This window comes from Paracoccus sp. KKT209, from assembly GCF_055635455.1.
Map to the genome: position 1 here is coordinate 2470001 of NZ_CM145758.1, position 22626 is coordinate 2492626.

General features: G+C 68.0%; 24 protein-coding genes (1 of these 24 running past the window's edge). 9 read left to right on the top strand and 15 right to left on the bottom strand.

What is annotated here, in order from left to right; all coding sequences use genetic code 11:
* The 11 genes from rplM to ACZ2G3_RS12265 all read right to left on the bottom strand — a co-directional run.
* Positions 1-36: the start of a 50S ribosomal protein L13 gene (gene rplM, locus ACZ2G3_RS12215; RefSeq protein WP_470396310.1), read on the bottom strand. 429 nt of this gene lie to the left of the window's left edge; only the first 36 of its 465 coding nucleotides appear in the window; the start codon lies at positions 34-36; its stop codon lies off the left edge, out of view.
* A 121-nt stretch (positions 37-157) separates the two neighbouring features.
* Positions 158-610, bottom strand: coding sequence for a PaaI family thioesterase (locus ACZ2G3_RS12220; RefSeq protein WP_470396311.1), 453 nt, complete (start codon positions 608-610; stop codon positions 158-160).
* Between the two features lie 85 nt (positions 611-695).
* Positions 696-2111, bottom strand: coding sequence for a UDP-N-acetylmuramoyl-L-alanine--D-glutamate ligase (gene murD / locus ACZ2G3_RS12225; protein ID WP_470396312.1), 1416 nt, complete (start codon positions 2109-2111; stop codon positions 696-698).
* A 73-nt stretch (positions 2112-2184) separates the two neighbouring features.
* Positions 2185-3267 (bottom strand): phospho-N-acetylmuramoyl-pentapeptide-transferase, encoded by a 1083-nt coding sequence (gene mraY, locus ACZ2G3_RS12230; protein WP_419270723.1) that lies wholly within the window; start codon positions 3265-3267, stop codon positions 2185-2187.
* Positions 3268-3271: 4 nt separating this feature from the next.
* Positions 3272-4642: a UDP-N-acetylmuramoyl-tripeptide--D-alanyl-D-alanine ligase gene (locus ACZ2G3_RS12235; RefSeq protein ID WP_470396313.1), complete on the bottom strand. Its 1371-nt coding sequence runs from the start codon at positions 4640-4642 to the stop codon at positions 3272-3274.
* Positions 4639-6138, bottom strand: coding sequence for a UDP-N-acetylmuramoyl-L-alanyl-D-glutamate--2,6-diaminopimelate ligase (locus ACZ2G3_RS12240; protein ID WP_419270709.1), 1500 nt, complete (start codon positions 6136-6138; stop codon positions 4639-4641). The genes ACZ2G3_RS12235 and ACZ2G3_RS12240 overlap by 4 nt, the downstream gene beginning before the upstream one ends.
* Positions 6135-7967: a peptidoglycan D,D-transpeptidase FtsI family protein gene (locus ACZ2G3_RS12245; protein WP_470396314.1), complete on the bottom strand. Its 1833-nt coding sequence runs from the start codon at positions 7965-7967 to the stop codon at positions 6135-6137. The genes ACZ2G3_RS12240 and ACZ2G3_RS12245 overlap by 4 nt, the downstream gene beginning before the upstream one ends.
* Complete coding sequence (gene ftsL, locus ACZ2G3_RS12250; RefSeq protein ID WP_419270704.1) at positions 7964-8305, bottom strand: cell division protein FtsL; 342 nt, start codon at positions 8303-8305, stop codon at positions 7964-7966. Before ftsL ends, ACZ2G3_RS12245 begins: the two co-directional genes overlap by 4 nt.
* A complete protein-coding gene (rsmH, locus tag ACZ2G3_RS12255) occupies positions 8305-9273 on the bottom strand; it encodes a 16S rRNA (cytosine(1402)-N(4))-methyltransferase RsmH (protein ID WP_470396316.1) in 969 nt (322 codons plus the stop codon). Before rsmH ends, ftsL begins: the two co-directional genes overlap by 1 nt.
* Before the next feature lie 3 nt (positions 9274-9276).
* Positions 9277-9789, bottom strand: coding sequence for a division/cell wall cluster transcriptional repressor MraZ (locus ACZ2G3_RS12260; protein ID WP_419270700.1), 513 nt, complete (start codon positions 9787-9789; stop codon positions 9277-9279).
* A gap of 606 nt (positions 9790-10395) precedes the next feature.
* Positions 10396-11481, bottom strand: a complete 1086-nt coding sequence (locus ACZ2G3_RS12265) for an Mrp/NBP35 family ATP-binding protein (RefSeq protein ID WP_419270698.1) — start codon at positions 11479-11481, stop codon at positions 10396-10398.
* Positions 11482-11820: 339 nt separating this feature from the next.
* Between ACZ2G3_RS12265 and ACZ2G3_RS12270 the strand changes: the two genes are divergently transcribed.
* From ACZ2G3_RS12270 to ACZ2G3_RS12300, 7 genes are all read left to right on the top strand, one after another.
* Positions 11821-12048, top strand: coding sequence for a DUF1127 domain-containing protein (locus tag ACZ2G3_RS12270; protein WP_419270697.1), 228 nt, complete (start codon positions 11821-11823; stop codon positions 12046-12048).
* Between the two features lie 603 nt (positions 12049-12651).
* Positions 12652-12864 (top strand): hypervirulence associated TUDOR domain-containing protein, encoded by a 213-nt coding sequence (locus ACZ2G3_RS12275; protein WP_419270694.1) that lies wholly within the window; start codon positions 12652-12654, stop codon positions 12862-12864.
* 39 nt (positions 12865-12903) lie between these two features.
* Positions 12904-13683 carry a 23S rRNA (adenine(2030)-N(6))-methyltransferase RlmJ gene (locus ACZ2G3_RS12280; protein WP_470396318.1) on the top strand — a complete coding sequence of 260 codons (780 nt, stop codon included), beginning with the start codon at positions 12904-12906 and terminating at the stop codon, positions 13681-13683.
* A gap of 58 nt (positions 13684-13741) precedes the next feature.
* The gene (locus tag ACZ2G3_RS12285; protein ID WP_419270690.1) at positions 13742-14035 is read left to right on the top strand and encodes an FtsB family cell division protein; all 294 of its coding nucleotides are present in this window, start codon (positions 13742-13744) and stop codon (positions 14033-14035) included.
* 117 nt (positions 14036-14152) lie between these two features.
* The gene (pdhA, locus tag ACZ2G3_RS12290; protein ID WP_470396321.1) at positions 14153-15187 is read left to right on the top strand and encodes a pyruvate dehydrogenase (acetyl-transferring) E1 component subunit alpha; all 1035 of its coding nucleotides are present in this window, start codon (positions 14153-14155) and stop codon (positions 15185-15187) included.
* Between the two features lie 14 nt (positions 15188-15201).
* A complete protein-coding gene (locus ACZ2G3_RS12295; protein WP_470396322.1) occupies positions 15202-16587 on the top strand; it encodes a pyruvate dehydrogenase complex E1 component subunit beta in 1386 nt (461 codons plus the stop codon).
* A 13-nt stretch (positions 16588-16600) separates the two neighbouring features.
* Positions 16601-17977, top strand: a complete 1377-nt coding sequence (locus ACZ2G3_RS12300) for a pyruvate dehydrogenase complex dihydrolipoamide acetyltransferase (RefSeq protein WP_470396324.1) — start codon at positions 16601-16603, stop codon at positions 17975-17977.
* Positions 17978-18055: 78 nt separating this feature from the next.
* Here ACZ2G3_RS12300 and ACZ2G3_RS12305 read toward each other — a convergent pair whose 3' ends face one another.
* From ACZ2G3_RS12305 to ACZ2G3_RS12320, 4 genes are all read right to left on the bottom strand, one after another.
* On the bottom strand, positions 18056-18574 hold the full coding sequence (locus ACZ2G3_RS12305; protein WP_470396326.1) for a type 1 glutamine amidotransferase domain-containing protein: 519 nt from the start codon (positions 18572-18574) through the stop codon (positions 18056-18058).
* Between the two features lie 64 nt (positions 18575-18638).
* Positions 18639-19409 carry a division plane positioning ATPase MipZ gene (locus ACZ2G3_RS12310; RefSeq protein ID WP_470396327.1) on the bottom strand — a complete coding sequence of 257 codons (771 nt, stop codon included), beginning with the start codon at positions 19407-19409 and terminating at the stop codon, positions 18639-18641.
* 121 nt (positions 19410-19530) lie between these two features.
* The gene (locus ACZ2G3_RS12315) at positions 19531-20472 is read right to left on the bottom strand and encodes a DMT family transporter (RefSeq protein WP_470396329.1); all 942 of its coding nucleotides are present in this window, start codon (positions 20470-20472) and stop codon (positions 19531-19533) included.
* 105 nt (positions 20473-20577) lie between these two features.
* Complete coding sequence (locus ACZ2G3_RS12320; RefSeq protein WP_470396331.1) at positions 20578-21426, bottom strand: LysR family transcriptional regulator; 849 nt, start codon at positions 21424-21426, stop codon at positions 20578-20580.
* A 99-nt stretch (positions 21427-21525) separates the two neighbouring features.
* On the opposite strand from ACZ2G3_RS12320, the gene ACZ2G3_RS12325 reads away from it, so the two are divergent.
* The gene (locus ACZ2G3_RS12325; protein WP_470396332.1) at positions 21526-22113 is read left to right on the top strand and encodes an FMN-dependent NADH-azoreductase; all 588 of its coding nucleotides are present in this window, start codon (positions 21526-21528) and stop codon (positions 22111-22113) included.
* A gap of 79 nt (positions 22114-22192) precedes the next feature.
* Complete coding sequence (locus ACZ2G3_RS12330) at positions 22193-22603, top strand: TonB family protein (RefSeq protein WP_470396334.1); 411 nt, start codon at positions 22193-22195, stop codon at positions 22601-22603.
* Positions 22604-22626 lie beyond the last annotated feature (23 nt).

Sequence of the window (22626 nt, forward strand, 5' to 3'; positions counted from 1 at the left end):
CTCGATCTCCGCCGGTTTCGCGGTATAGGTTTTCATCGGTCGTCCCTTCAGGGTCGTAATCATTCGAGATGCGGGTATATCGGGGATTGCCGGCGCTGCGTCAAGCGCCTCACGCTCCCAATTCCCGAACAATTACAGCGCATTAAAATATAGGTATTTAAATACCGTATCGCACACCCATGGATTCGCGCGGTTTTGGCGGAATCGAATAGGTCATGGAGCAGCGCGCCACCGGCTCGACCTGCCCTTCCGAAAAGATCAGCACCTCGGCGACGGCCAGCACCCGGCCCAGCTTCAGCAGCCGGCATTCGGCCAACAGATCCCGCCCGGCTGCGGGCTTGCGCATGAAGTCGATCGACGCATTGGTCGTCACCGCCAAGGCCACGGGTCCGATCCGCGCCAGGATCGCGCAATAGATCGCCAGGTCGGCCAGTGCGAACATCGAAGGCCCGCTGACCGTGCCGCCGGGGCGAAGATGCTCCTCCTCCGTCACCAGCCGCGCGACCAGCCGCGTCTCCTCGACCTGCTCCACGCGATAGCTGCCGGCCACCTGCGGGAAGTCCCGCGCCAGAAAGGCGTTCAGCGCCTCTGCATCCATCATCACCGTCATGCATCCCCCTGCCCTGTTGTGCCCAAGGCTTTCGCGAAAGCCGCGGAGGATGCAAGCGGCCCCGAAGCCCCGGCGCCTGCAGGATTCAGGAGGCTTGGCCGTTTCGATCCAGCGCCTCGACCAGCTGGACGAAGTGCTCGCCACGCTTCTCGAAGTTCGGGTACTGGTCAAAGCTGGCGGCGGCCGGCGCCAGCAGGACCGTGTCCCCCGCCTCGGCATCGGCTGCGGCGCGGGCCACGGCCTGGTCCATGGTCTCGGCGATCTCGTAGGGGGTCTGGCCGATCTCCAGGGCAAAGTCGCGGGCGGAATGACCGATGAGGTAGGCCTTGGCGACCCGCCCCAGATGCGGTGCCAGCGCGGCGATGCCGCCCTCCTTGCCCAGGCCCCCGGCGATCCAGCGGATGCGGTCAAAGGCCTGCAGCGCCTTGGCGGCCGCATCGACATTGGTGGCCTTGGAATCATTCACAAAGCGGACGCCGCCGATCTCGGCCACGGTCTGGCTGCGATGCGGCAGGCCCGAAAAGCTGTGGAAGGCGGCCTCGATGTCGCGCGGGGCCAGGCCCAGGGCGCGGCATGCGGCATAGGCGGCACAGGCGTTCTGGTGGTTGTGCGCGCCCGGCAGGCCCCGCACCGCGCGCAGGTCGATCGAGGCGGCCTGGCGCCCCTTGCGGTATTCGGACAGGAATCCCTTGCGGGCAAAGACGGACCAAGCCATGCCTTCCAGCTTCTGCCCCGCCGACACGCGGATCACCCGGTCATCGCGCGGGCCCATGGCCAGCTGGTTGGCCAGATACTGGCCCTCGACCTCGTCCACTCCGATGACGGCGCGGTCAGGTCCACCCTCGGCGAACAGGCGGCGCTTGGCGGCGAAATAGCCCCCATGCCCGGCATGCCGGTCCAGATGGTCCGGCGACAGGTTGGTGAAGACCGCGACATCCGGGGTCAGCGCCCGCGCCAGGTCGGTCTGATAGCTGGATAGCTCCAGCACCACCACCTCGCCGTCGATGGCCGGTTCCAGCGACAGCACGCCGGTCCCAATGTTCCCGCCCATCTGCGCGGGCCGCCCGCAGGATACCAGGATATGGTGGATCAGCGCGGTGGTGGTCGACTTGCCGTTCGACCCGGTCACCGCAACAACGCGGGGCGCACGATCAAAGCCCTGCCAGTCGTCGGTGGCATAGCTGCGAAAGAACAGGCCGATGTCGTTGTCAACCGGGATGCCGCGGGCATAGGCCTCTTGGATGACGGGATGCGGGCGCGGATAAAGATGCGGGATCCCCGGCGACACGATCAGCGCCGCGACGCCCTCCCAGCCCTCGTCCCGGGTCAGGTCGACGATGGACAGCCCCTCGGCCGCTGCGGCCTCGCGGGTGTCGACACTGTCATCCCAGACCACGACCCGCGCGCCGCCGGCCTGCAGCGCGGCAGCGGTGGCCTTGCCCGAACGCCCCAGGCCGAGAACGGCGATAGTCTGGTCTTCGACAGCCTGGACAGGGATCATGACGGGCTCCTGATGTCGCGGCCGGAGGCTCTCTGCCTCCGGACCCCCGAGGATATTTGGGCATAAAAGAAGATCAGCGCAGCTTCAGCGTGGCCAGGCCGATCAGGGACAGGATCAGCGCGATGATCCAGAAGCGGATGACGATCTGCGCCTCGCCCCAGCCCTTCTTCTCGAAATGGTGGTGGATCGGCGCCATCAGGAAGACACGCTTGCCGGTGCGCTTGAAGTAGAGCACCTGGATGATCACGCTGAGCGCCTCGACCACGAAAAGGCCGCCGACGATCGCCAGCACGATCTCGTGCTTGGTGACCACGGCGATGGCCCCCAGGGCGCCGCCCAGGGCCAGGCTGCCGGTATCGCCCATGAAGACCGCCGCCGGGGGGGCGTTGTACCACAAAAAGCCCAGGCCACCGCCGATCAGCGCCGCGACAAAGATCAGGATTTCGCCGCTGCCGGGCACATGGTGGACGCCCAGGTATTCGGTAAAGTCGACGCGACCGACCGTATAGGCGATGATGCCCAGGGTGCCCGCCGCCATCATCACCGGCATGATCGCCAGGCCGTCCAGGCCGTCGGTCAGGTTCACGGCATTGGCCGAACCCACGATCACGATCATCGCAAAGGGAATGAACAGGAAGCCTAGGTTGATCAGCGCGTCCTTGAAGATCGGCAGGGCCAGCTGGTTCGTCAGCGCGTCGGGATGCATCAAGGATGCGGCCAGCCCCGCCAGCGCGGCGATCACCAGCCCCAGCAGCATGCGGATGCGCGAACTGACGCCCTTGGTGTTCTGCTTGGTGACCTTGGCATAATCGTCGGCAAAGCCGATCCCGGCGAAACCGGCGGTGACCAGCAGCACGACCCAGACATAGCCGTTGTCCAGCCGCGCCCAGAGCAAGGTCGAGACCAGCAGCGCCGACAGGATCAGCAGCCCCCCCATGGTCGGCGTGCCGGCCTTGGACAGGTGGCTTTGCGGGCCGTCGTCGCGGATCGGCTGGCCCTTCTTCTGGACGCGGCGCAGGTGGTTGATCAGCGGACGCCCAAAGATGAAGCCGAAGAACAGCGCCGTGAAGAAGGCCGCCCCCGCCCGGAAGGTGATATAGCGGAACAGGTTGAAGAGATCCCCGCCCTCGGAGAGGTTGCTGAGCCAGTAGAGCATGGCATTATCCTTTGTCTTGGGCGGCCATGGCCCGCAGCGCCTCGACCACGGTCGAGATGCGCGAGGATTTCGATCCCTTCACCAGCACGACATCCTGCGGTCGGACCAGTTCGGCGGCGCGGGCGGCAAGCTCGGCCGCCGTTTCAGTCCACAGCCCGCGCCGGGCTTCGGGAAGTGCCTCGTGCAGGTGGCGCATGCGCGGTCCGGCACAATGGACCAGCCCCACCGACTGCATCGCGGGGTCATGGGCCACCGCACGGTGCAGCGCGACCTCGTCCGGGCCCAATTCCAGCATGTCGCCCAGGATCGCGACACGGCGTTCGGCCGGCAGGCCGGCCAGCATCGCAAGCCCCGCCGACAGCGAGGCGGGATTGGCGTTGAAGGCGTCGTCGATCAGGCGGATGTCACCCAGATCCTCGACCGCGCCCCGCCCCTTCGGCGGCTGCCACTCCGCCAGCCGCGCCGCCGCCTGCTTCAGGTCCGCGCCCGCCGCCGCAAGGGCCGCCAGCACGCCGACCGCGTTCATGGCAAAGTGGCGCCCGGTGGTGGACAGGGTGAAATCGACGGTCTCTCCGGTGATCCGGGCCTTGCAGGACAGGCGCCCCTCGGCCGGCTGGATCCGCAATGGGCGTGCTGCGCCATGCTCGCCGAACCCCACGACGATGGCGCCCGCCGCATCCGCGCAATCGCGCAGGATCTGGGTCACCTCCAGATCCTCGGGCAGGACGGCCGTGCCGATCGGCTCCAGCCCCTCGAAGATGGCGCCCTTTTCGCGGGCGATGCCCTCGATGACGCCAAAGGCCTCCAGATGCGCGGCCGCGACGGTGGTGATCAGCGCCACATGCGGGCGTGCCATGCGCGACAGGGGCGCGATCTCTCCGGGGTGGTTCATGCCGATCTCGATGATCGCGAAATCGGTGTCCGCCGGCATCCGCGCCAGGGTCAGCGGCACGCCCCAGTGGTTGTTGTAGCTGGCCTCGGCGGCGTGGATACGCCCCTGCCCCGCCAGCGCCGCCCGCGCCATGTCCTTGGTCGAGGTCTTGCCCACCGACCCGGTGATCGCGACAACCCTAGCGCGCGTGCGGGCGCGGCCGGCGCGGCCCAGATCCTCCAGCCCGCGCAGCACGTCTGGCACCACCAGCAGCGGCGCATCGGCGGGCAGCCCTTCGGGAATGCGGCTGACCAGGGCGGCAGCCGCCCCCTTGTCCAGCGCCTGCGCCACGAAATCATGGCCGTCGCGCGCCGCCTGAAGGGCCACGAACAGGTCCCCCGGCACCAGCGTCCGCGTGTCGATCGACACGCCGCCCGCCACCCAGTCGCCCTGCACCCGCCCGCCGGTTGCGGCGGCGGCCTCCTTCGCGGTCCAGAGGCTCATATCCGGCCGTCCAGTGCCGCCACCGCGACCGAGGCCTGTTCGGCATCGTCGAAGGGATAGACATCCTGCCCGACGATCTGGCCGGTCTCATGCCCCTTGCCGCAGATCAGCAAGGCGTCGCCCGGCTGCAGCGCATCGACGCCGCGCAGGATCGCCTCCGCGCGGTCGGCCACTTCGGTCGCCTCGGGACCGGCGCCCTCCATCACGGCGGCGCGGATGGCGGCGGGATCCTCGGTGCGCGGATTGTCGTCGGTGACGATGACCACGTCGGCATGTTCGCGCGCCGCCTCGCCCATCAGCGGGCGCTTGCCGCGGTCGCGGTCGCCGCCGGCGCCGATGATGCAGACGATGCGCCCCATCACATGCGGGCGCAGCGACTGCAGCGCGGCCGTCACGGCGCCCGGCTTGTGGGCGTAATCGACAAAGACCGCGGCGCCGTTCTCGCGCTGCGCGGCCAGCTGCATCCGGCCCCGCACCGTGGTCAGATTGGGCAGCACGCGAATGATCGCCTCGGCCGCATCGCCCGCCGCAAGGCACAGGCCCATCGCGGCCAGCACGTTCTCGGCCTGAAATCCGCCGATCAGCCCCAGCCGCACCAGATGCGCCTGGCCCATCACCGAAAAGCGCAGGTCCTGCCCCGTCGCGTCATAGCGCTGCCCCAGGATCCGCAGCATCGCGTTCTCGCCCGTGCCGACCGTGGTCAGCGCCAGGCCGCGATCCTTGGCGATGTCGGCCATCTGCCGCCCGCGCTGGCTGTCGATGTTGATCACGGCCGCGGCGCCGTCCTGCAGGATGTGGTTGAACAGCAGCGCCTTGGCGGCGAAATATTCGTCAAAGCCCGCGTGATAGTCCAGGTGATCCTGGCTGAAATTGGTAAAGGCCCCCGCCTCGACCTGCACGCCGTCCAGGCGCCGCTGGTCCAGCCCGTGGCTCGACGCCTCCATCGCGGCATGGGTCACGCCCGCCGCGACGGCCTCGGACAGGACGCGATGCAGGGTCAGCGGGTCGGGTGTCGTATGGGCCAGCTTGGCGTGATGATCGCCCTCGACCCCCATCGTCCCCAGGCTGATGGCCTTGTGCCCCAGGGCCTGCCAGATCTGCCGGGTAAAGCTGGCGACGCTGGTCTTTCCGCTGGTGCCGGTGACCGCCACCACATGCTCGGGCTGGTCGCGGAACCACAGGGACGCCGCTCCCGCCAGGGCCGCGCGCGGGTCCTCGGCCACCACCACGGCGCCCGGCCAACCGGCCAGGACATCGGCCGCGATCTCGGCACCCTTGCGGTCGGTCAGCACCGCCGCCGCCTGCATGCGCAGCGCGTACTGGATGAACTCGCCGCCGTGCAGGGCCGAACCCGGAAGCGCCGCGAACAGGTGCCCCGGCTTGACCGTGCGGCTGTCGATGGACAGCCCCGTGATGATCGGGTCCCGCCCGTCGCGCGCGTGCAGCCCCAGCTGCGACAGCGTCACCTCGTCCTTGCTCACAGTCCCACCCGTCATTTGTTCGCGACGAGCTTTATCTCAGCGGCTTCGCCGTGTTCAACACGGGGTTCGAAGCGCGCGGCGATCGTCGGCAGTTTTTCGTCGGTGATCGGCTCCAGCCCCAGCAGCGGGCCCACGCGGCGGATCACCTCGGCCGCGACGGGAACGGCGGTATGGCCGGCGGTGCGGCTTTCCGCACCCGCGCCGATGGCGGCGGTGGGCTCGTCCAGCGCGACGATCAGGACGTATTTCGGATCCCTGGCCGGGAAGACCGAGGCAAAGGTCGCGATCACCTTGTTCTTGTAATAGCCGCCCGAGGCGCGCGGCTTGTCGGCGGTGCCGGTCTTGCCGGCCACCTCGTATCCGGGCACCTCGGCGGCGCGCGCCGTGCCGCGCGTCACGACCTGGCGCAGCATGTCGATGGACATGGCGGCGGCGCGGGGCGACAGCACCTGCTCGCCCTCGGGCCGCTGGCGGCCATGAACCAGCGTAGGCGTCACGCGCTTGCCGCCATTGGCGATGGTGGCATAGGCCGCGGCCAGGTGCAGCGGGCTGGCCGCCAGCCCGTGGCCAAAGCTGACCGTCGCGGCGGTCACGGCGGGCCAGCGCTGCGGCACCAGCGGCTGGCCGGTGGGCGCCTCGACCATCTCGATCGAGGTGGGCACGAACAGGCCCAGCTTGTCCAGAAAGTCCTTCTGCCGCTCGACCCCGATCATCTGCGCGATGCGCACCGTCGCCACGTTCGAGGATTTCACGATCACGTCCGTGGCGCTCAGCTCGCGGCCGTAGTTGTGAAAGTCGTTGATCAGGAACCGGCCGATGCGCATCGGCGCCTGCGCATTGATGCCGCTGGACGGGTTGATCAGCCCCAGGTCCAGCGCCTGCGCGACCGGAAAGATCTTGAAGGTCGATCCCAGCTCGTACTGGCCCTGGACCGCGCGGTTGAACAGCGGGCTGTCGGACGGATCGCCCTTCAGCAGCGGCCGGGGGCGGTCGTTGGGGTCGAAATCGGGCAGGCTGGCCATGGCCAGGATCTCTCCGCTGGCGACCTCCATCAGGATGCCCGTGGCGCCCTTGGCGTTCATCACGTTCATGCCCGAGGCCAGAACGTCCTCCATCGCCTGCTGCAGCGTCAGGTCGATGGACAGCGACAGCGGCGCGCCGTCATTCGCCGGGTCGCGCAGCCAGGCATCGAAGGCCTTTTCCACGCCCGCAATGCCGATCACCTCGGCGCTGCTGACGCCCTCGTTGCCAAAGCCGGAACCGCCCAGGATATGCCCGGCCACGTCGCCATTGGGATAGATGCGCATCTCGCGCGGGCCGAACAGCAGGCCGGGCTCGCCCAGGTCATGGACCGCCTGCATCTGCTCGGGGCTGATCTTGCGCTTGATCCACAGGAACTTGCGGTCGCCGGTAAAGTCCCGCGTCAGGCGCTCGACATCCAGGTCGGGAAAGATCCGCGCCAGGCCCTGCGCCGTGGCGACCGGGTCGACCATCTGGTGGGGGTGGGCATAGACCGAATGCGTCAGCAGGTTCGTGGCCAGAACCCGGCCGCGACGGTCGGTGATATCCGCCCGCTGCGACATGATCTGCGCCGACAGGACCTGTGCGCGCGGCTCGGAGGGCTGGCTGGAGGCCAGGGCCCCCATCCGCAGCCCGACCGTGCCGAAGGCCAGCGCAAAGCAGCAGGCCATCAGCACCAGCCGACCCTCGGCCCGGCGGCGGGCGCGGTCCTGGATCTGCTCGTGGCGCCGGCGGCGGTTCTCGGCCTCGATGTCGTCGGGGTTCTCCCCGCGTTCACGGGCACGAAGAATGCGGGCCAGGGGGCGCAGAGGGGTGCGGATCATGGCTGTTCCTCGGGATTTGCGGGGTCTGTTTCAAATTCGGGCGGGGCGGGCGGCTTGGGATAGTCGATATGGTCCAGGTCGATGAACTGGCCGGTCTCGACCGGCACCAGCTGCAGGCGCTCGAAGTTCAGGTCGACCAGCTGGCGCAGCCTGTCCGGGCGGTTGAGAAAGGCCCATTCGGCGCGCAGCACGCCCAGCTCCTCGCGCAGTCCGGCGATCTCGCGCTGGACCTGTCCCATCTCGCCGATCGAGGCCTGGGTGGCATAGTTCTCGCGATAGGCCCAGAAGGCCAGGCCCATGACGATCAGCACGCAGGCCAGATAGGTGATCGACCGCATCAGGCACCCTCCCGGCCGGGCAGGTGCGGCATGGCCAGGCTGCGCGCATCGACCGTGCCTGCCGGCGCCTCGGTCCGGATGCCGACCCGCAGCAGGGCCGAACGCGCGCGCGGATTGCCCTCCAGCTCGTCCGGGTCGGGGCCGATGGCGCGGCGAAACGGCAGGGTGAAGGCCGGGTCCACCACCTGCGTCACGGGTGCATAACGGTTGCCGCCGCCGCCCGCGTCGGACCGGGCCTGCATGAAGCGCTTGACGATCCGGTCCTCCAGCGAATGAAAGCTGACAACGGCCAGTTGACCGCCCGGCTTCAGCGCCCGCTCGGCGGCGGACAGGCCCGCCACCAGCTGGCCGAACTCGTCGTTCACCCAGATGCGGATCGCCTGGAAGCTGCGCGTGGCGGGGTGGCTCTGGCCGGGCTTCTGCCGCGGCAGGCAGCCGCTCACGACCTGCGCCAGCTGCGCGGTGCGGGTCAGCGGCCGGGCCGCCACGATGGCGCGGGCGATGCGGCGCGAGGCGCGCTCTTCGCCGTAATGATACAGCACATCGGCAATCTCGGCCTCGGTCGCGGTGTTCAGCAGGTCGGCGGCCGAAGGAACGTCGCCCCCCATGCGCATGTCCAGCGGCCCGTCGCGCATGAAGGAAAAGCCGCGTTCTGCCTGGTCCAGCTGCATCGAACTGACGCCCAGGTCCAGCACCACCCCGTCCAGCGGCTGCCCCGCCAGCCGGTCCAGGTCCGAGAACGTCCCCTCGACCAGCCGCAGCCGGTCGCCCCAGGCGCCGCGCCAGTCCTCGGCCATGGCAAAGACCGACGGATCGCGATCGACGCCGATCACCAGGTCGGCCCCCGCCTCCAGCAGGCCGCGGGCATAGCCGCCCGCCCCGAAGGTGCCGTCCAGCCAGACGCCGCGCACCGGGGCGACTGCCCTCAGCAGCGGGTTCAGAAGAACGGGGATATGGGGATCTGCCATCGCTCAGCCTTCCAGCGTCTTGTGCAGGAAGGCCCGCGGGTCAAAGTCGGGACCGTGCTGGGCGGCGAAATCCTCCAGCGCCTGCACGTCCTTGGGCCGCTCTTCGGGGTGGTAGACCTGGATATAGTCGCCGCGCGATTCAAAGATCGTCTCGGTCCCCTCGGCAAAGCCCAGCTTGTCGCGCAGCTTCGCCGGCAAGACCAGACGCCCCTCGCGGTCGATCTCCAAGTCGGTGGACTGGCCGTTCATCAGCAGTTCCAGCCAGCGGCGCTCCTGGCTGCCGCGGGTCAGGCGGTCGATCTGCTCGTCGATTTCCTCGATGGCCTCGATGGTGTAAAGCTCCAGCCAGTTCCACCAGTCGGGGCCATAAACGGCCACCAGCTGCGTGCGCCCGGCATTCGAACCTGCAAAGGACGGATCGCCGGCATCGAAGACGCGCCGCAGGCGTGCCGGGATCGACATGCGACCCTTGCCATCCACCTTGACGGTTTCGGTGCCTCTGAACTTCCGCGCCACCTTGCGCCCGCCCTCACTGCCTGCCTGCTCCTTCGGGACCTCCGAAAGAGAAAGGGCGGATCGGGCCGCTGCCACTGCCCGATCCGCCGCCCTCGTTCCCGATTACCCGGGCCCCTTTGCGGGGTGGTTGCCGACCCGGTCGCGCGCCACCTGGGGGAGGTGCTGCTCGCACGCGCGGGTCGGCTATGTTGGAAAACGGATGCCTGTATGAAGTCTGCTTCGCCTTCGTGGGGTCTTTTCGCCCCTTTTCGCTGCCCGTTTTCGTGATTTCGTTGTGACATGGGAATTCATGGGAAGCAACGGTATTCTTCGTCCAGGACCCTCGTTCTGACGATCACATTTTGCGCCACGCGCAGTCCGAATCGAGAATCCGGGCGATCTGGTGCCTAGGCTTGGTGACGTTGCCAAAGGGACACACCATATCTGGAACAGGCGCTTACGGGCCTCAAAATCCCGGACTGCGGCAGGATCAGCACAGTTCTGCGCCATGCAAGCAGCTTCTGCCGAGAGAAAAATGAAGATGTTCACGATCGATCACGAAAAAGAGAGGACGCCTCGCGCCCCCTCCCGTGCAGTCCCACAAGTGCCGGAAAATCCCGGATCCCGTCAGGCCAAACCGCCCGCGACCAGCCGCTCGGCCAGCCGCGCATAGGCCTGCGCGACGCCTCCCTCGCCCAAGGCGACCGGCTGACCCGAATCGCCCGCCAACCGCACCTCCAGCTCCAGCGGCAGCTCTCCCAGGAAGGGCAGGCCCAGCGCCTCGGCCTCGGAGGCAACGCCGCCATGACCGAACAGATGCGCCTCATGCCCGCATTTGGGGCAGACATAGGTCGACATGTTCTCGATCAGGCCCAGGACCGGGGTCTTCAGCTTGCCGAACATGTCGATCGCGCGCCGCGCGTCCAGCAGCGCCACGTCCTGCGGAGTTGAGACGATGATCGCCCCGGTCACCGGTGCCTTCTGGCACAGGCTCAGCTGCACGTCGCCGGTGCCGGGCGGCAGGTCGATCAGCAGCACGTCCAGCTCGCCCCAGTTCACCTGCTGCAGCATCTGCTGCAGCGCGCCCATCAGCATCGGACCGCGCCAGACCAGCGCCTCGCCCTCCTTCAGCATCAGGCCGATCGACATGACGGTGACGCCATGGGCGTGCAGCGGCTCGATGCGCTGGCCGTCGGGGCTGGCCGGACGGCCGCTGACCCCCATCATCCGCGGCTGCGAGGGGCCATAGATGTCGGCATCCAGCAATCCGACCTTGCGCCCCGCCTTTGCCAGCGCCACCGCCAGGTTCGAGGTGACGGTCGATTTTCCGACGCCCCCCTTGCCCGATCCGATGGCGATGATGTGGCGAACGCCCGGAATGGCCATCGGACCCGCCTGCGCGGTCGGGTGGCCGCCGATCTTCAGGGAGGGTGCCTGGCCCGACACCGCCTTGGGCGGCGCGGGCTTGGCGGGGGCGGTCATCACGATCTGCACCTTGTCTACCTCGGGCAGGCGCTCCAGCCGGGCACGGGCCTCGGCCTCCACGGGGGCAAAGGCCTTGGCGGTGGCCGCGTTCTCGACCTCCAGGACGAATCGCACCGTCCCTCCCTCCACCGCGACAGCCCGGACGATATCCGCCTGACCCAGTGTTCCGCCCTGCGGCAAGGCGATGTCGGAGATTTCCCTAAGGATCGTTTCGCGGCTGACGGGCATGTGCGGCACCTGTGTCTTAATGTGGCACAGACCATGCAGCATCGCGGCCGCGGCCTCAACACCTCGTGCGACAATCCGTGCCGCGCAACGCTAACCGCTTTCAAACAGACGGGAATTCGCTGTCGCGGCGTGACCGCTAACAAATGTACCGTATCAATTTTGTGACAACTTTTCAGGCATAAGCGAGGCGATAGGTCAGCCTAAGGCATGCATTTTCTGCATGGCAGCATTGGCAAAGCGTGCGTTGTGCATCCGCAGCATTAGCGCCATCTTTGGATCAACGAAGCGCCGGGCCAATCCGGGAACGGCGAAGACGAGACGAACCGAAAGGATACGACAATGGCTGTTATCGCCCAAGCACAGAACGCCGCCGCCGACCATGGCCTGCGTGGCCGCCTGCTGACCGCGATCCAGCGCATGCAGGAAAACCGCGCCCGCCGCGCCGTTTACCGCCAGACCGTGCGTGAACTGAACGCCCTGACGACCCGCGATCTGAACGATCTGGGCATCAACCGTTCGATGATCACCCGCCTCGCCCACGAAGCTGCCTGGGCCTCGGCAAAGTAAGATTCAGTTTCCCGGCCTTTCCTCCTCCCTGGGCCGGGACCGGCGACATCCTCTCTCCTCCTCCCTGGGGATGTCGCCCAAAGACACGCCGGAACCCGATCCTCCTCCCCGGGTTCAGTGCGGAAGGCGGCGGCCCCGCTCCTCCTCCCAGGGGTCGCCGCAAAAACCATAGCCGCCCCATTCGCGGCAACCGATTGCGCCGGGTCCTCCTCCTCCCTCCCGGACCTGCGCAAGCGGTGGTGGCCTCTCCTCCTCCCTGGCCGGCACCGCACCCCATACGCGGCCCCTCCTCCTCCCTGGGCCAGCGTTCAGCGGCGACCTCCCTCCTCCTCCCTGGAGGTCGCCGCGCTCCTCATAGCCGCCCCATCCGCGGCAACCGATTGCGCCGGGTCCTCCTCCTCCCTCCCGGACCTGCGCAAGCGGTGGTGGCCTCTCCTCCTCCCTGGCCGGCACCGCACCCCAAACGCGGCCCCTCCTCCTCCCTGGGCCAGCGTTCAGCGGCGGCACCCCTCCTCCTCCCTGGGTGCCGCCGCGCCTTTTTCCCGCCCCCGGAACCACCGCGCCCCGACCGCATTGACCCCGGCAAAAGCCAGGAGGTCGCAGATGCTGCGCAAGGGAACAAAGGTGACGTGGAACTGGTCGGGCAGCACAGCCAGCGGAAAGATCACGGACATCTTCACCGACGACGTGGAACGCACGATCAAGGGCAGCCACATCAAGCGCACGGCCAGCAAGGACCAGCCCGCCTATCTGATCCGCCAGGACGACGGCGACGAGGTGCTCAAGAGCAGATCCGAGGTCAAGCGCGCCGATTGACGCCTTTCGCGCCGCGCCAAGGGACGCTAAGGCAGGCGCATGCTCAGCTATCAACACGCCTATCACGCAGGAAACCTGGCCGATCTGCACAAGCACGCGCTGCTGGCCTCGGCCCTGGATTACCTGACCCGCAAGGACAAGCCGCTGTCCTACCTGGAAACCCATGCCGGCCGCGGTCTTTACGATCTGGCCGGCCCCGAGGCGCTGAAGACCGGAGAGGCCGCCAGCGGCATCGCCCGCGCCGAAGCCGAGGGCTGGCTGCCGCCCGACCATCCGCTGATGCAGGCGCTGACCGCGATCCGCGCCATCCGCGGACCCGGCATTTATCCCGGGTCGCCGCTGATCGCAGGGCATTTCCTGCGCTTCGAGGATCGCGCCCATCTGGCGGAACTGCATCCCGGCGAACACGAGGCGCTGCGCCAGGTGGCGGGCTTTGCCACGCTGCACGCACGCGACGGCTTCCAGATGGCGCAGGCGGTCTGTCCCCCCACCCCCCGGCGCGGCCTGCTGCTGATCGACCCCAGCTATGAGGTCAAGACCGACTATGCCGAAATCCCGCGCCAGATCGCCCTGATCGCGCGCAAGTGGAACGTGGGCGTCATCGCCCTGTGGTATCCGATCCTGACCGACCACCGCCACCTGGCCATGACCGCCGCGCTGGTCACGCAGTTTCCGCAGGCGCTGCTGTCCGAGGTCGCCTTTCCGCCCGCGCGGCCCGGCCATTCGATGGTCGGGTCCGGCATGTGGATCCTGAACCCGCCCTGGGGCCTTCAGGACGAGGCCCGGCGGCTGGAGGCGATCTTTCGCGCCCGCGCCTGAGGGGGATTCCCCCTCCGCGGCCGCTGTGCCATCATCGGTCCGCCATTAGGAACAGACCATGCCTCAACGCCTTTCGATCGGTGCCACCGTCTTCATCGTGCTGACCTGCGCACTGGGCCTCTATTTCGCCTTCGCCGCCGTCCAGGGCCCTTCGGGCATCCTGCGCCGCATCCAGATCGAGGCCGAGACGGAGGAGCTGGAACAGCAGCGCGACACGCTGCGGGCCGAGGTGGCCCAGATGCAGAACCTGACCCGGCGCCTGTCCGACGATTACCTGGACCTGGACCTGCTGGACGAACAGGCGCGCGAGGTCTTGGGCCTTGTTCGCGCAGACGAAATCATCCTCAGGTAGGGCACGTCCCGCCTGTCCGCCCCCCGCGCGGCAGCGGGATTGCACGGGTCCCGGCGATGCGTTACGGATAGTTTAACGCTGAACTATTCCGACCACGCTTTCCGGAGGATGTGCCGCATGGCCAGGAAACCGAGCCTGCAGAGGGAGACGCCCTCGAACGTCTCCAAGGACGAACTGCTGAAATACTACCGCGACATGCTGCTGATCCGCCGCTTCGAGGAAAAGGCGGGCCAGCTTTACGGCATGGGTCTGATCGGCGGTTTCTGCCACCTCTACATCGGCCAGGAAGCGGTCGTCGTGGGCCTCGAGGCCTGCGCCAAGGAAGGCGACAAGCGCATCACCAGCTATCGCGACCACGGTCACATGCTGGCCTGCGGCATGGAAGCCCGCGGCGTCATGGCCGAGCTGACCGGCCGCGAGGGCGGCTATTCCAAGGGCAAGGGCGGCAGCATGCACATGTTCAGCCGCGAAAAGCATTTCTACGGCGGCCACGGCATCGTCGCGGCGCAGGTGCCGCTGGGCGCCGGGCTGGCATTCGCCGACAAGTACCTCGGCAACGACAACGTCACCTTCACCTATTTCGGCGACGGCGCGGCCAACCAGGGCCAGGTCTACGAGACCTACAACATGGCCGAGCTGTGGGACCTGCCGATCGTCTTCGTGATCGAGAACAACCAGTATGCCATGGGCACCAGCGTCAAGCGCTCGACCAAGTCGACCAGCCTCTTTGGCCGGGGCGAGGCCTTCGGCATTCCGGGCGAACAGGTCGACGGCATGGACGTCCTGGCCGTCAAGGCGGCGGGCGAAAAGGCCGTTGCACACTGCCGCGCCGGCAAGGGCCCCTATATCCTCGAGGTGATGACCTACCGCTATCGCGGCCACTCGATGTCGGACCCGGCCAAGTACCGGACCCGCGAGGAGGTCCAGAAGATGCGCGACGAGCGTGACCCGATCGAGAACATCCGCGACCTCCTGGTCACCGGCAGCCACGCGACGGAAGAAGAGCTGAAGGCGATCGACAAGGAGATCAAGGAAGTCGTCAACGACTCGGCGGAATTCGCCAAGGAAAGCCCCGAGCCCGCGCTGGACGAGCTGTGGACCGATATTTACGCCGCTGAGCTGCCCCAGGGCAGCGCGGAAGAGAACGCCTGAGGGGGTGACGTAACATGGCAACCGAAATCCTGATGCCCGCCCTGTCCCCCACGATGGAGGAAGGCACCCTGGCCAAGTGGCTCAAGAAAGAGGGCGACGAGGTCAAGTCCGGCGACATCATCGCCGAAATCGAGACCGACAAGGCCACGATGGAATTCGAGGCCGTCGACGAGGGGATCATGGGCAAGATCCTGGTGGCCGAGGGCACCCAGGGCGTCGCCGTGAACACCCCCATCGCCGTGCTGGTCGAAGAGGGCGAATCCGCCGACGACGTGCAGGCCGAGAAGGTTCCGGCGCAGGTCGCCTCGCCCTCGACCAAGGAAGGCCCCGACGACAAGGGCCAGCCGGGCCCGTCCGCCGTCGAGCAGGTCAAGACCCCCGAGCCCGACCGCAGCCCCGACTATCCCGAAGGCACCAAGATGAAGACCATGACCGTGCGGGAAGCCCTGCGCGAGGCCATGGCCGAGGAGATGGAGCGTGACCCGACCGTCTTCCTGATGGGCGAAGAGGTCGGCGAATACCAAGGCGCCTACAAGATCAGCCAGGGCCTCCTGGACAAGTTCGGCCCCCGCCGCGTCGTGGACACGCCCATCAGCGAAATCGGCTTTGCCGGCATCGGCACCGGCGCGGCCCTGGCCGGCCTGCGCCCGATCGTCGAGTTCATGACCTTCAACTTCGCCATGCAGGCGATCGACCACATCATCAACTCGGCCGCCAAGACGCTCTATATGTCGGGCGGTCAGATGGGCTGCCCGATCGTCTTCCGGGGCCCGAACGGCGCCGCCGCCCGCGTGGGCGCGCAGCACAGCCAGGACTATTCCGCCTGGTATGCGGCGATCCCCGGCCTCAAGGTCGTGATCCCCTACAGCGCGGCCGATGCCAAGGGCCTCCTCAAGCAGGCGATCCGCGACCCGAACCCGGTGATCTTCCTGGAAAACGAGATCCTCTACGGCCGCAGCTTCGAGGTTCCGGACCTGCCCGACTTCACCGTCCCCTTCGGCAAGGCCCGCATCGCGCGGCAGGGCGGCGACGTGACCATCGTCAGCTTCGGCATCGGCATGGCCCATGCGCTGGAGGCCGCCGACAAGCTGGCCGCCGAAGGCATCGAGGCCGAGGTGGTCGACCTGCGCACCCTGCGCCCGCTGGACTATGGGACCATCATCGAATCGGTGAAGAAGACCAACCGCCTCGTCACCGTCGAGGAGGGCTTCCCGGTCGGCGCGATCGGCAACCACATCTCGGCCTATGTGATGGAAAACGCGTTCGACTATCTGGACGCGCCGGTCATCAACTGCACCGGCAAGGACGTGCCCATGCCCTATGCCGCCAATCTTGAAAAGCACGCGCTGATCACGCCCGCCGAGGTCGTCGAAGCGGTCAAAAAAGTCACCTACAAGTAAGGGAGGCACCGCGATGCCCACGGAAATCCTGATGCCCGCGCTGTCCCCCACGATGGAGGAAGGCACGCTGGCCAAGTGGCTAGTGAAAGAGGGTGACGAGGTGAAATCCGGCGACGTGATCGCCGAGATCGAGACCGACAAGGCCACGATGGAGTTCGAGGCCGTGGACGAGGGCCGGATCGGCAAGATCCTGGTCAGCGAGGGCAGCGCGGGGGTCAAGGTCAACACCCCCATTGCCGTTCTGCTGGAAGAGGGCGAGGATGCCTCGGCCGCCGAGGCCGCACCCGCGCCCCAGGCCGACGCCAAGGCGGACACCAAGCCCAGCCAGGAGCCCGAGCCGGCCGAAAAGGGCTATGGCGGTCCGATCGGTGCCCCGGTCGCGGGCGACGAGGGCAGCAAGGCCCCGGCCTCTCCTGCCCCGGCGGCTGACAAGGGCGGGCGCGTCTTTGCCTCGCCGCTGGCCCGGCGCATCGCCGCCGACAAGGGCCTCGACCTGTCGCAGCTGACGGGCTCGGGCCCGCGCGGCCGCATCGTCAAGGCGGATGTCGAGAACGCCCAGCCGGGCGCCGCCCCGGCCAAGGCCGCCGACACGGGCACGGACAAGGCCCCGGTCACCCATGCCGTCGCCGCCAAGGACCCTTCGGCGCCCCAGGCTCCCAAGGGCCTGTCGACCGAGGCCGTCCTCAAGATGTTCGCCGACCGCGAGACCGAGGAGGTGCAGCTGGACGGCATGCGCCGCACCATCGCCGCGCGCCTCAGCGAAGCCAAGCAGACCATCCCGCATTTCTACCTGCGCCGCTCGGCCAAGCTGGATGCGCTGATGGAATTCCGGGCCACGCTGAACAAGCAGCTGGAAGGCCGGGGCGTCAAGCTGTCGGTCAACGACTTCATCATCAAGGCCAGCGCACTGGCGCTGCAGCAGGTGCCGGACGCGAACGCCGTCTGGGCGGGGGATCGCATCCTCAAGCTCAAGCCGTCGGACGTGGCCGTGGCCGTCGCGATCGAGGGCGGGCTGTTCACGCCGGTGCTGAAGGACGCGCACCAAAAGACCCTGTCGGCGCTGTCGGCTCAGATGAAGGACCTGGCCGCGCGCGCAAAATCCAAGAAGCTGGCCCCCCATGAATACCAGGGCGGCAGCTTCGCGATCAGCAACCTCGGCATGTTCGGGATCGAGAACTTCGACGCCGTCATCAACCCGCCGCATGGCGCTATCCTGGCCGTGGGCGCGGGCATTCCCACCCCGGTCGTCGAAAAGGGCGAGGTCGTGGTGCGCAACGTGATGTCGATGACCCTCTCGGTCGATCACCGGGTCATCGACGGGGCGCTCGGCGCGCAACTGCTGGAGGCGATCGTCGCCCATCTGGAAAACCCGATGGGCATGCTGGCCTGACAGGACCCGCAGAACGACAGGGGGCGGCAGAACCACCAGGTTCCGCCGCCCCTTTCATGTCCGGCATCCACTGCCGGTTCAGGCGACGGCCTTCTCGATCGCCGCCACGAAATCATCCAGATCGTCGGGATTGCGGCTGGTGATCACGCCCCGGTCCTCGACCACGGCCTGATCAACCACCTCGGCCCCCGCATTGCGAATGTCGCTGCGGATCGATTTGAAGCTGGTCATCCTGCGGCCCGACACCAAGCCTGCTTCGACCAGCAGCCAGGGCGCGTGGCAGATCGCGGCGATGGGTTTGCCGGCATCGGCAAAGGCCTTGATCAGCGCCACGGCCTTGTCGTCCACCCGCAGGTTGTCGGGGTTGATGACGCCGCCCGGCAGGACCAGCGCGTCGAAACCCTCGGGCGACTGGTCGGCGATGGCCAGGTCGGCCTCGACCGTCTTGCCCCAGTCGTCCTTGTCCCAGGCCTTGATGGTCCCGGCCTTCGGGGCCGCGATATGCACGTCGTGACCCGAGGCCTTCAGTTTCTCCAGCGGGGTGAACAGTTCGGACTGCTCGAACCCTTCGCTTGCCATGATCAGGATCTTGGCCATGTTGATCTCCTTTCGCATTGCGATCGTCCCGCAGGCAATGCGGGCCACCGCCCGGCGGTTCCGATCAGAACGTGACGGCAACACCCGGCAGGTTCAGTTCGGTGATCAGCTCGCGCAACTCCTGGCGCGCGGCGATATGGGACATGCTCAGCGCCTCGGTCCCCACATCCTTCAGGTCCAGCAGGGTCAACCCGCGCGGAAACAGCTCGCGAAAGATCACCCGTTCGGAAAAGCCCGGGGCCACGCGAAACCCGATGCGTTTGGACAGCGCGGCCAGCGCCCCGCCCACCTTGCGCTTGTTGTGCATCTGCTGGGTGCCCAGCCGGTTGCGCAGCACCAGCCAGTCGATCGGCCCGGCGCCGGCCTGCGCCCGCATCTGCCGCGCGCTCCAGACCATCTCGGCATAGATCGACGGCCCCAGGACCTCGCCCTCGGGCGAGAGCCGCGCCAGCAGGTCGAAATCGACAAAGCTGTCGTTCAGCGGCGTGATCAGCGTGTCGGCCAGCGCATGGGCCATCTGGCTCAGCCGCGTATGGGATCCCGGACAGTCCAGCAGGATGAAGTCGCAGCGCCGCTCCAGGTCCTCCAGCGCGGGCGTCAGCGGATCGCCGCCCTCGCCCAGCTGCCCCATCACCGGCATGGGCAGGTCGATCCCCTCGCGCGCGCAAAAGGCGGCGCGGTTCTCCAGATAGCGGCCAAAGCTGCGCTGCCGCACGTCCAGGTCCAGGCCCCCCACCCGGTGACCCGTCCGGGCCAGCGCCGTCGTGACATGCATCGAGGTGGTGGATTTTCCGGACCCGCCCTTTTCGTTCCCCACCACGATGATATGCGCCACGGGCCGCCTCTTGTCCTGTCCCCTTGGGCGCGACCCTAACCAGCGGCTGTCCCGAAAGAAAGTCGCCCGGTCCGGGGCCGGGGTTTTCCCGCGGCCGGGTGTCGCCCCTGCACCACGCGGCCTATCCGGGCGGGGACCGGCGCCCGACCAGCCGGCCGTCGATCATCGCCAGCCCCAGGCCGATCACCGCCATGCCCGCGACCTGCATCGCGCCCAGCCGCTCGTCCAGGAACAGCCAGCCCAGAAGGATGGCCGAGACCGGCACCAGAAAGGTCACCAGCGAGATGTTTGTGGCCCCCGCCCGCGCCAGGATGCGAAAGAACAGCACATAGGCGATGCCGGTGCAGAGAAACCCCAGCACGCCCACCGCCGCCCAGACATGGCCCGGCACATCCGCAGGCGGCAGCCCGTGAACCGCCAAAGCCAGCGGCAGCAGCACCAGGCTGGAGCCGGTGACCATGCCCGCGGCCGTGACCAGCGGGTCGACGCCCCGCGCCCGAAAGCGGCGGCCATAGGCCGCGGCGCAGGCATAGCTGACCGCCGCGCCCAGCATCGCCAGCTGCGGCGCCACGCCGTGCCCCTGGCCCGCCAGCTCGTCCACCCCGATCATCACGGCCACCCCGCCCAGGCCCACCGCGACCCCCAGCAGCCGCCCCAGTCCCGCCCGCTCGTCCGCCAGCACCAGGGTCGAGACCAGGACCGTGAACAACGGCGTCGTCGCATTCAGGATCGAGGCCAGCCCCGACGGGATCGAGGTCTGCGCCCAGACGATCAGCCCGAAGGGGATCGCGTTGTTCAGCACCCCCATCACCAGAAAGGCGCCCCACAGGCCGGACCCGCGCGGCACCCCCCGCCCGGCCGCCGCCACGATCGCCCACAGCACCACGGCCGCCACCGCCACCCGGATCGCCACGATCCACAGGACCGGCAGATGCCCGACGCTGAGGCCGATCAGAAAGAACGAGCCGCCCCAGATCAGCGACAGCAGCCCCAGCTGCGCCCAGTCGCCCGCGCTCATCCGCGTGCGGATCAGGGGCGCCGGCATCGCGGCGGGCCGGCTCATGACCGCGCGGGTCCGCTGCAAAGTGTCAGGCGAAACGGTTTGCACATCATGCAGGTCTCCTTGATGCCGCAACCTGCACCAGGACGCCCGGGGACGAAAGGATTCTCAGGCCTCGGCGCGCAATGCCGACAGGGCCGCCTGGACCTTGGGCGTGCGGTGCAGGTCGACATGCGTCACCAGCCACAGCTGCGAATCCCATTCCGGCATGCTCAGCACCGACACCATCCCCTCCGTCCGACCCGGAGGCAGCGGCCCCGCGGCCAGCCCCGCCCGTATCACGGCCTCGCGCGCGGCGGGCTCGTTCGAGATCAGGACGATATTCTCCGGCGTGATCCGGTCCTGCAGCCACTGCATGAAGGGCGCCCCCCGCCCCTCGGTTCCGGGCAGCGCGAAACGGTGCCTCCGCGGGTCCTCGATCGGCCCGTGCCTTTCGACATAGCCGGGCGAGGCATAAAGCACATGCTGCGCCAGGCCCATCTCGCGCACCACGTAATCCGCCTCGGTCGGCTGCGCCCCCGCGCGGATCGCGACATGGGCCTCGCCCGTGTCCAAGCGGAACAGGCGCACATCGGTCAGATAGGTCAGGCGCAGCCCCGGGTGACGCGCCATGACGGGAACCAGCCGCGGCATCACCAGGTCGGTCAGCTCGGGCAGCGAGGTGATGATCAGGTCGCCCTCGATCCGGTCCCCCGCCCCCGCGATCTGCGACGCCATCTGCGAGAACCGCTCATCCGCCGCCGTCGCCGCACTCAGCAGCGCGCGCCCCGCATCCGTCAGGGCATAGCCGCGGGTGTGGCGCTGGAACAGCCGCGCCTTCAGGCTCGCCTCCAGCGCGTCGATCCGCCGGATCACCGTGGCGTGGTGAACCCCCAGCGTCGCGGCCGCCCCGCTGACGGTCCCCGTCCGCGCCACCGCCATGGCCACACGGATATCATCCCAACTTTCCACCTGCATGTGCATCCCCGCACAGATCCTGCGCGTTTATCGGCGTTTCGTTCGGCGGTGCATAGTCCTACTTACGCTGCAACGCAGAATTGACCGATCGGAGTCCCCATGAACATTCTCCAGCTCGACAGTGCCATCACCGGCGACGCCTCCGTCTCGCGCCAGCTGACCGCGGATATCGTGGCCCGCCTGCAGGAAACCGCCCCGCAGTCCACCGTCACCTATCGCGACCTGAACGCGGGCATCCCCGCCATCGACACGACCTGGTTCCAGGCCGTCCGCGTCGGCACCGACAGCCCCAGCGCCGAACAGCAGGCCCGCATCGACACTTCGGACGCGCTTCTGGCGCAGGTCCAGGCAGCGGATGTGCTGGTGATCGGCCTGCCCGTCTACAACTTCGCGATCCCCGCGCAGCTCAAGAACTGGCTGGACCAGATCGCGCGCGCCGGCGTCAGCTTCCGCTATACCGAAGCCGGCCCCGAGGGCCTGCTGAAGAACAAGCGCGCCTTCGTCGCCTATACCGCCGCGGGCACGCCGCTCGGCTCGGACCTGGACCACGCCTCGGGCTACCTGCGCCACATGCTGGGCTTTCTGGGGATCACGGACGTGACCTTCGTGCCCGCCGATGGCCTGGCCTTCGACCGCGACGCCGGCATGGCCCGCGCCCACGAGGCACTGGACAGAATCGCCGCTTGATATTAGTTAGCGCGCCAAAGGAACGATCCGACGGCGCGCCTGTCATAATGGCGCAATGGAGATTCAGGACATTGTGACCATGCGCAAGTTTTTAACGATTGCCGCCGCCATCCTGACCGGGATGGCGGTTTTTTTCATGGCCCCCGCCGCCCGCGCCCAACCGGCGCTTCCCTCCGCTGCCCCGCAGATCCCCAACCGCGACGCATGGGTGGCCACCTGCGTCCATCTCTTCCTGCAGACGCTGGCCTCGGAGGATCCCGGAATCCAGATCTTCAGCACCCCTGGCGCCGTCGCCATGAAGGTGATGGTCGAGATCGCCCCCGATGGCGAGGTCCGCTGGCTGCGCATCCGCGAGACGTCAGGCCGGACGTCGCTGGACACGGCCGCCATCCGCGCCCTGTCGCAGGTCCGCCAGGTGCCGCCCTTCAGCCCCGACATGCCGCACCGCAACATCCGCATCCAGCTGCCGATCGGCACGCCGCTGTCCTGACTGGCGCCGATCGTCCCCCTGCG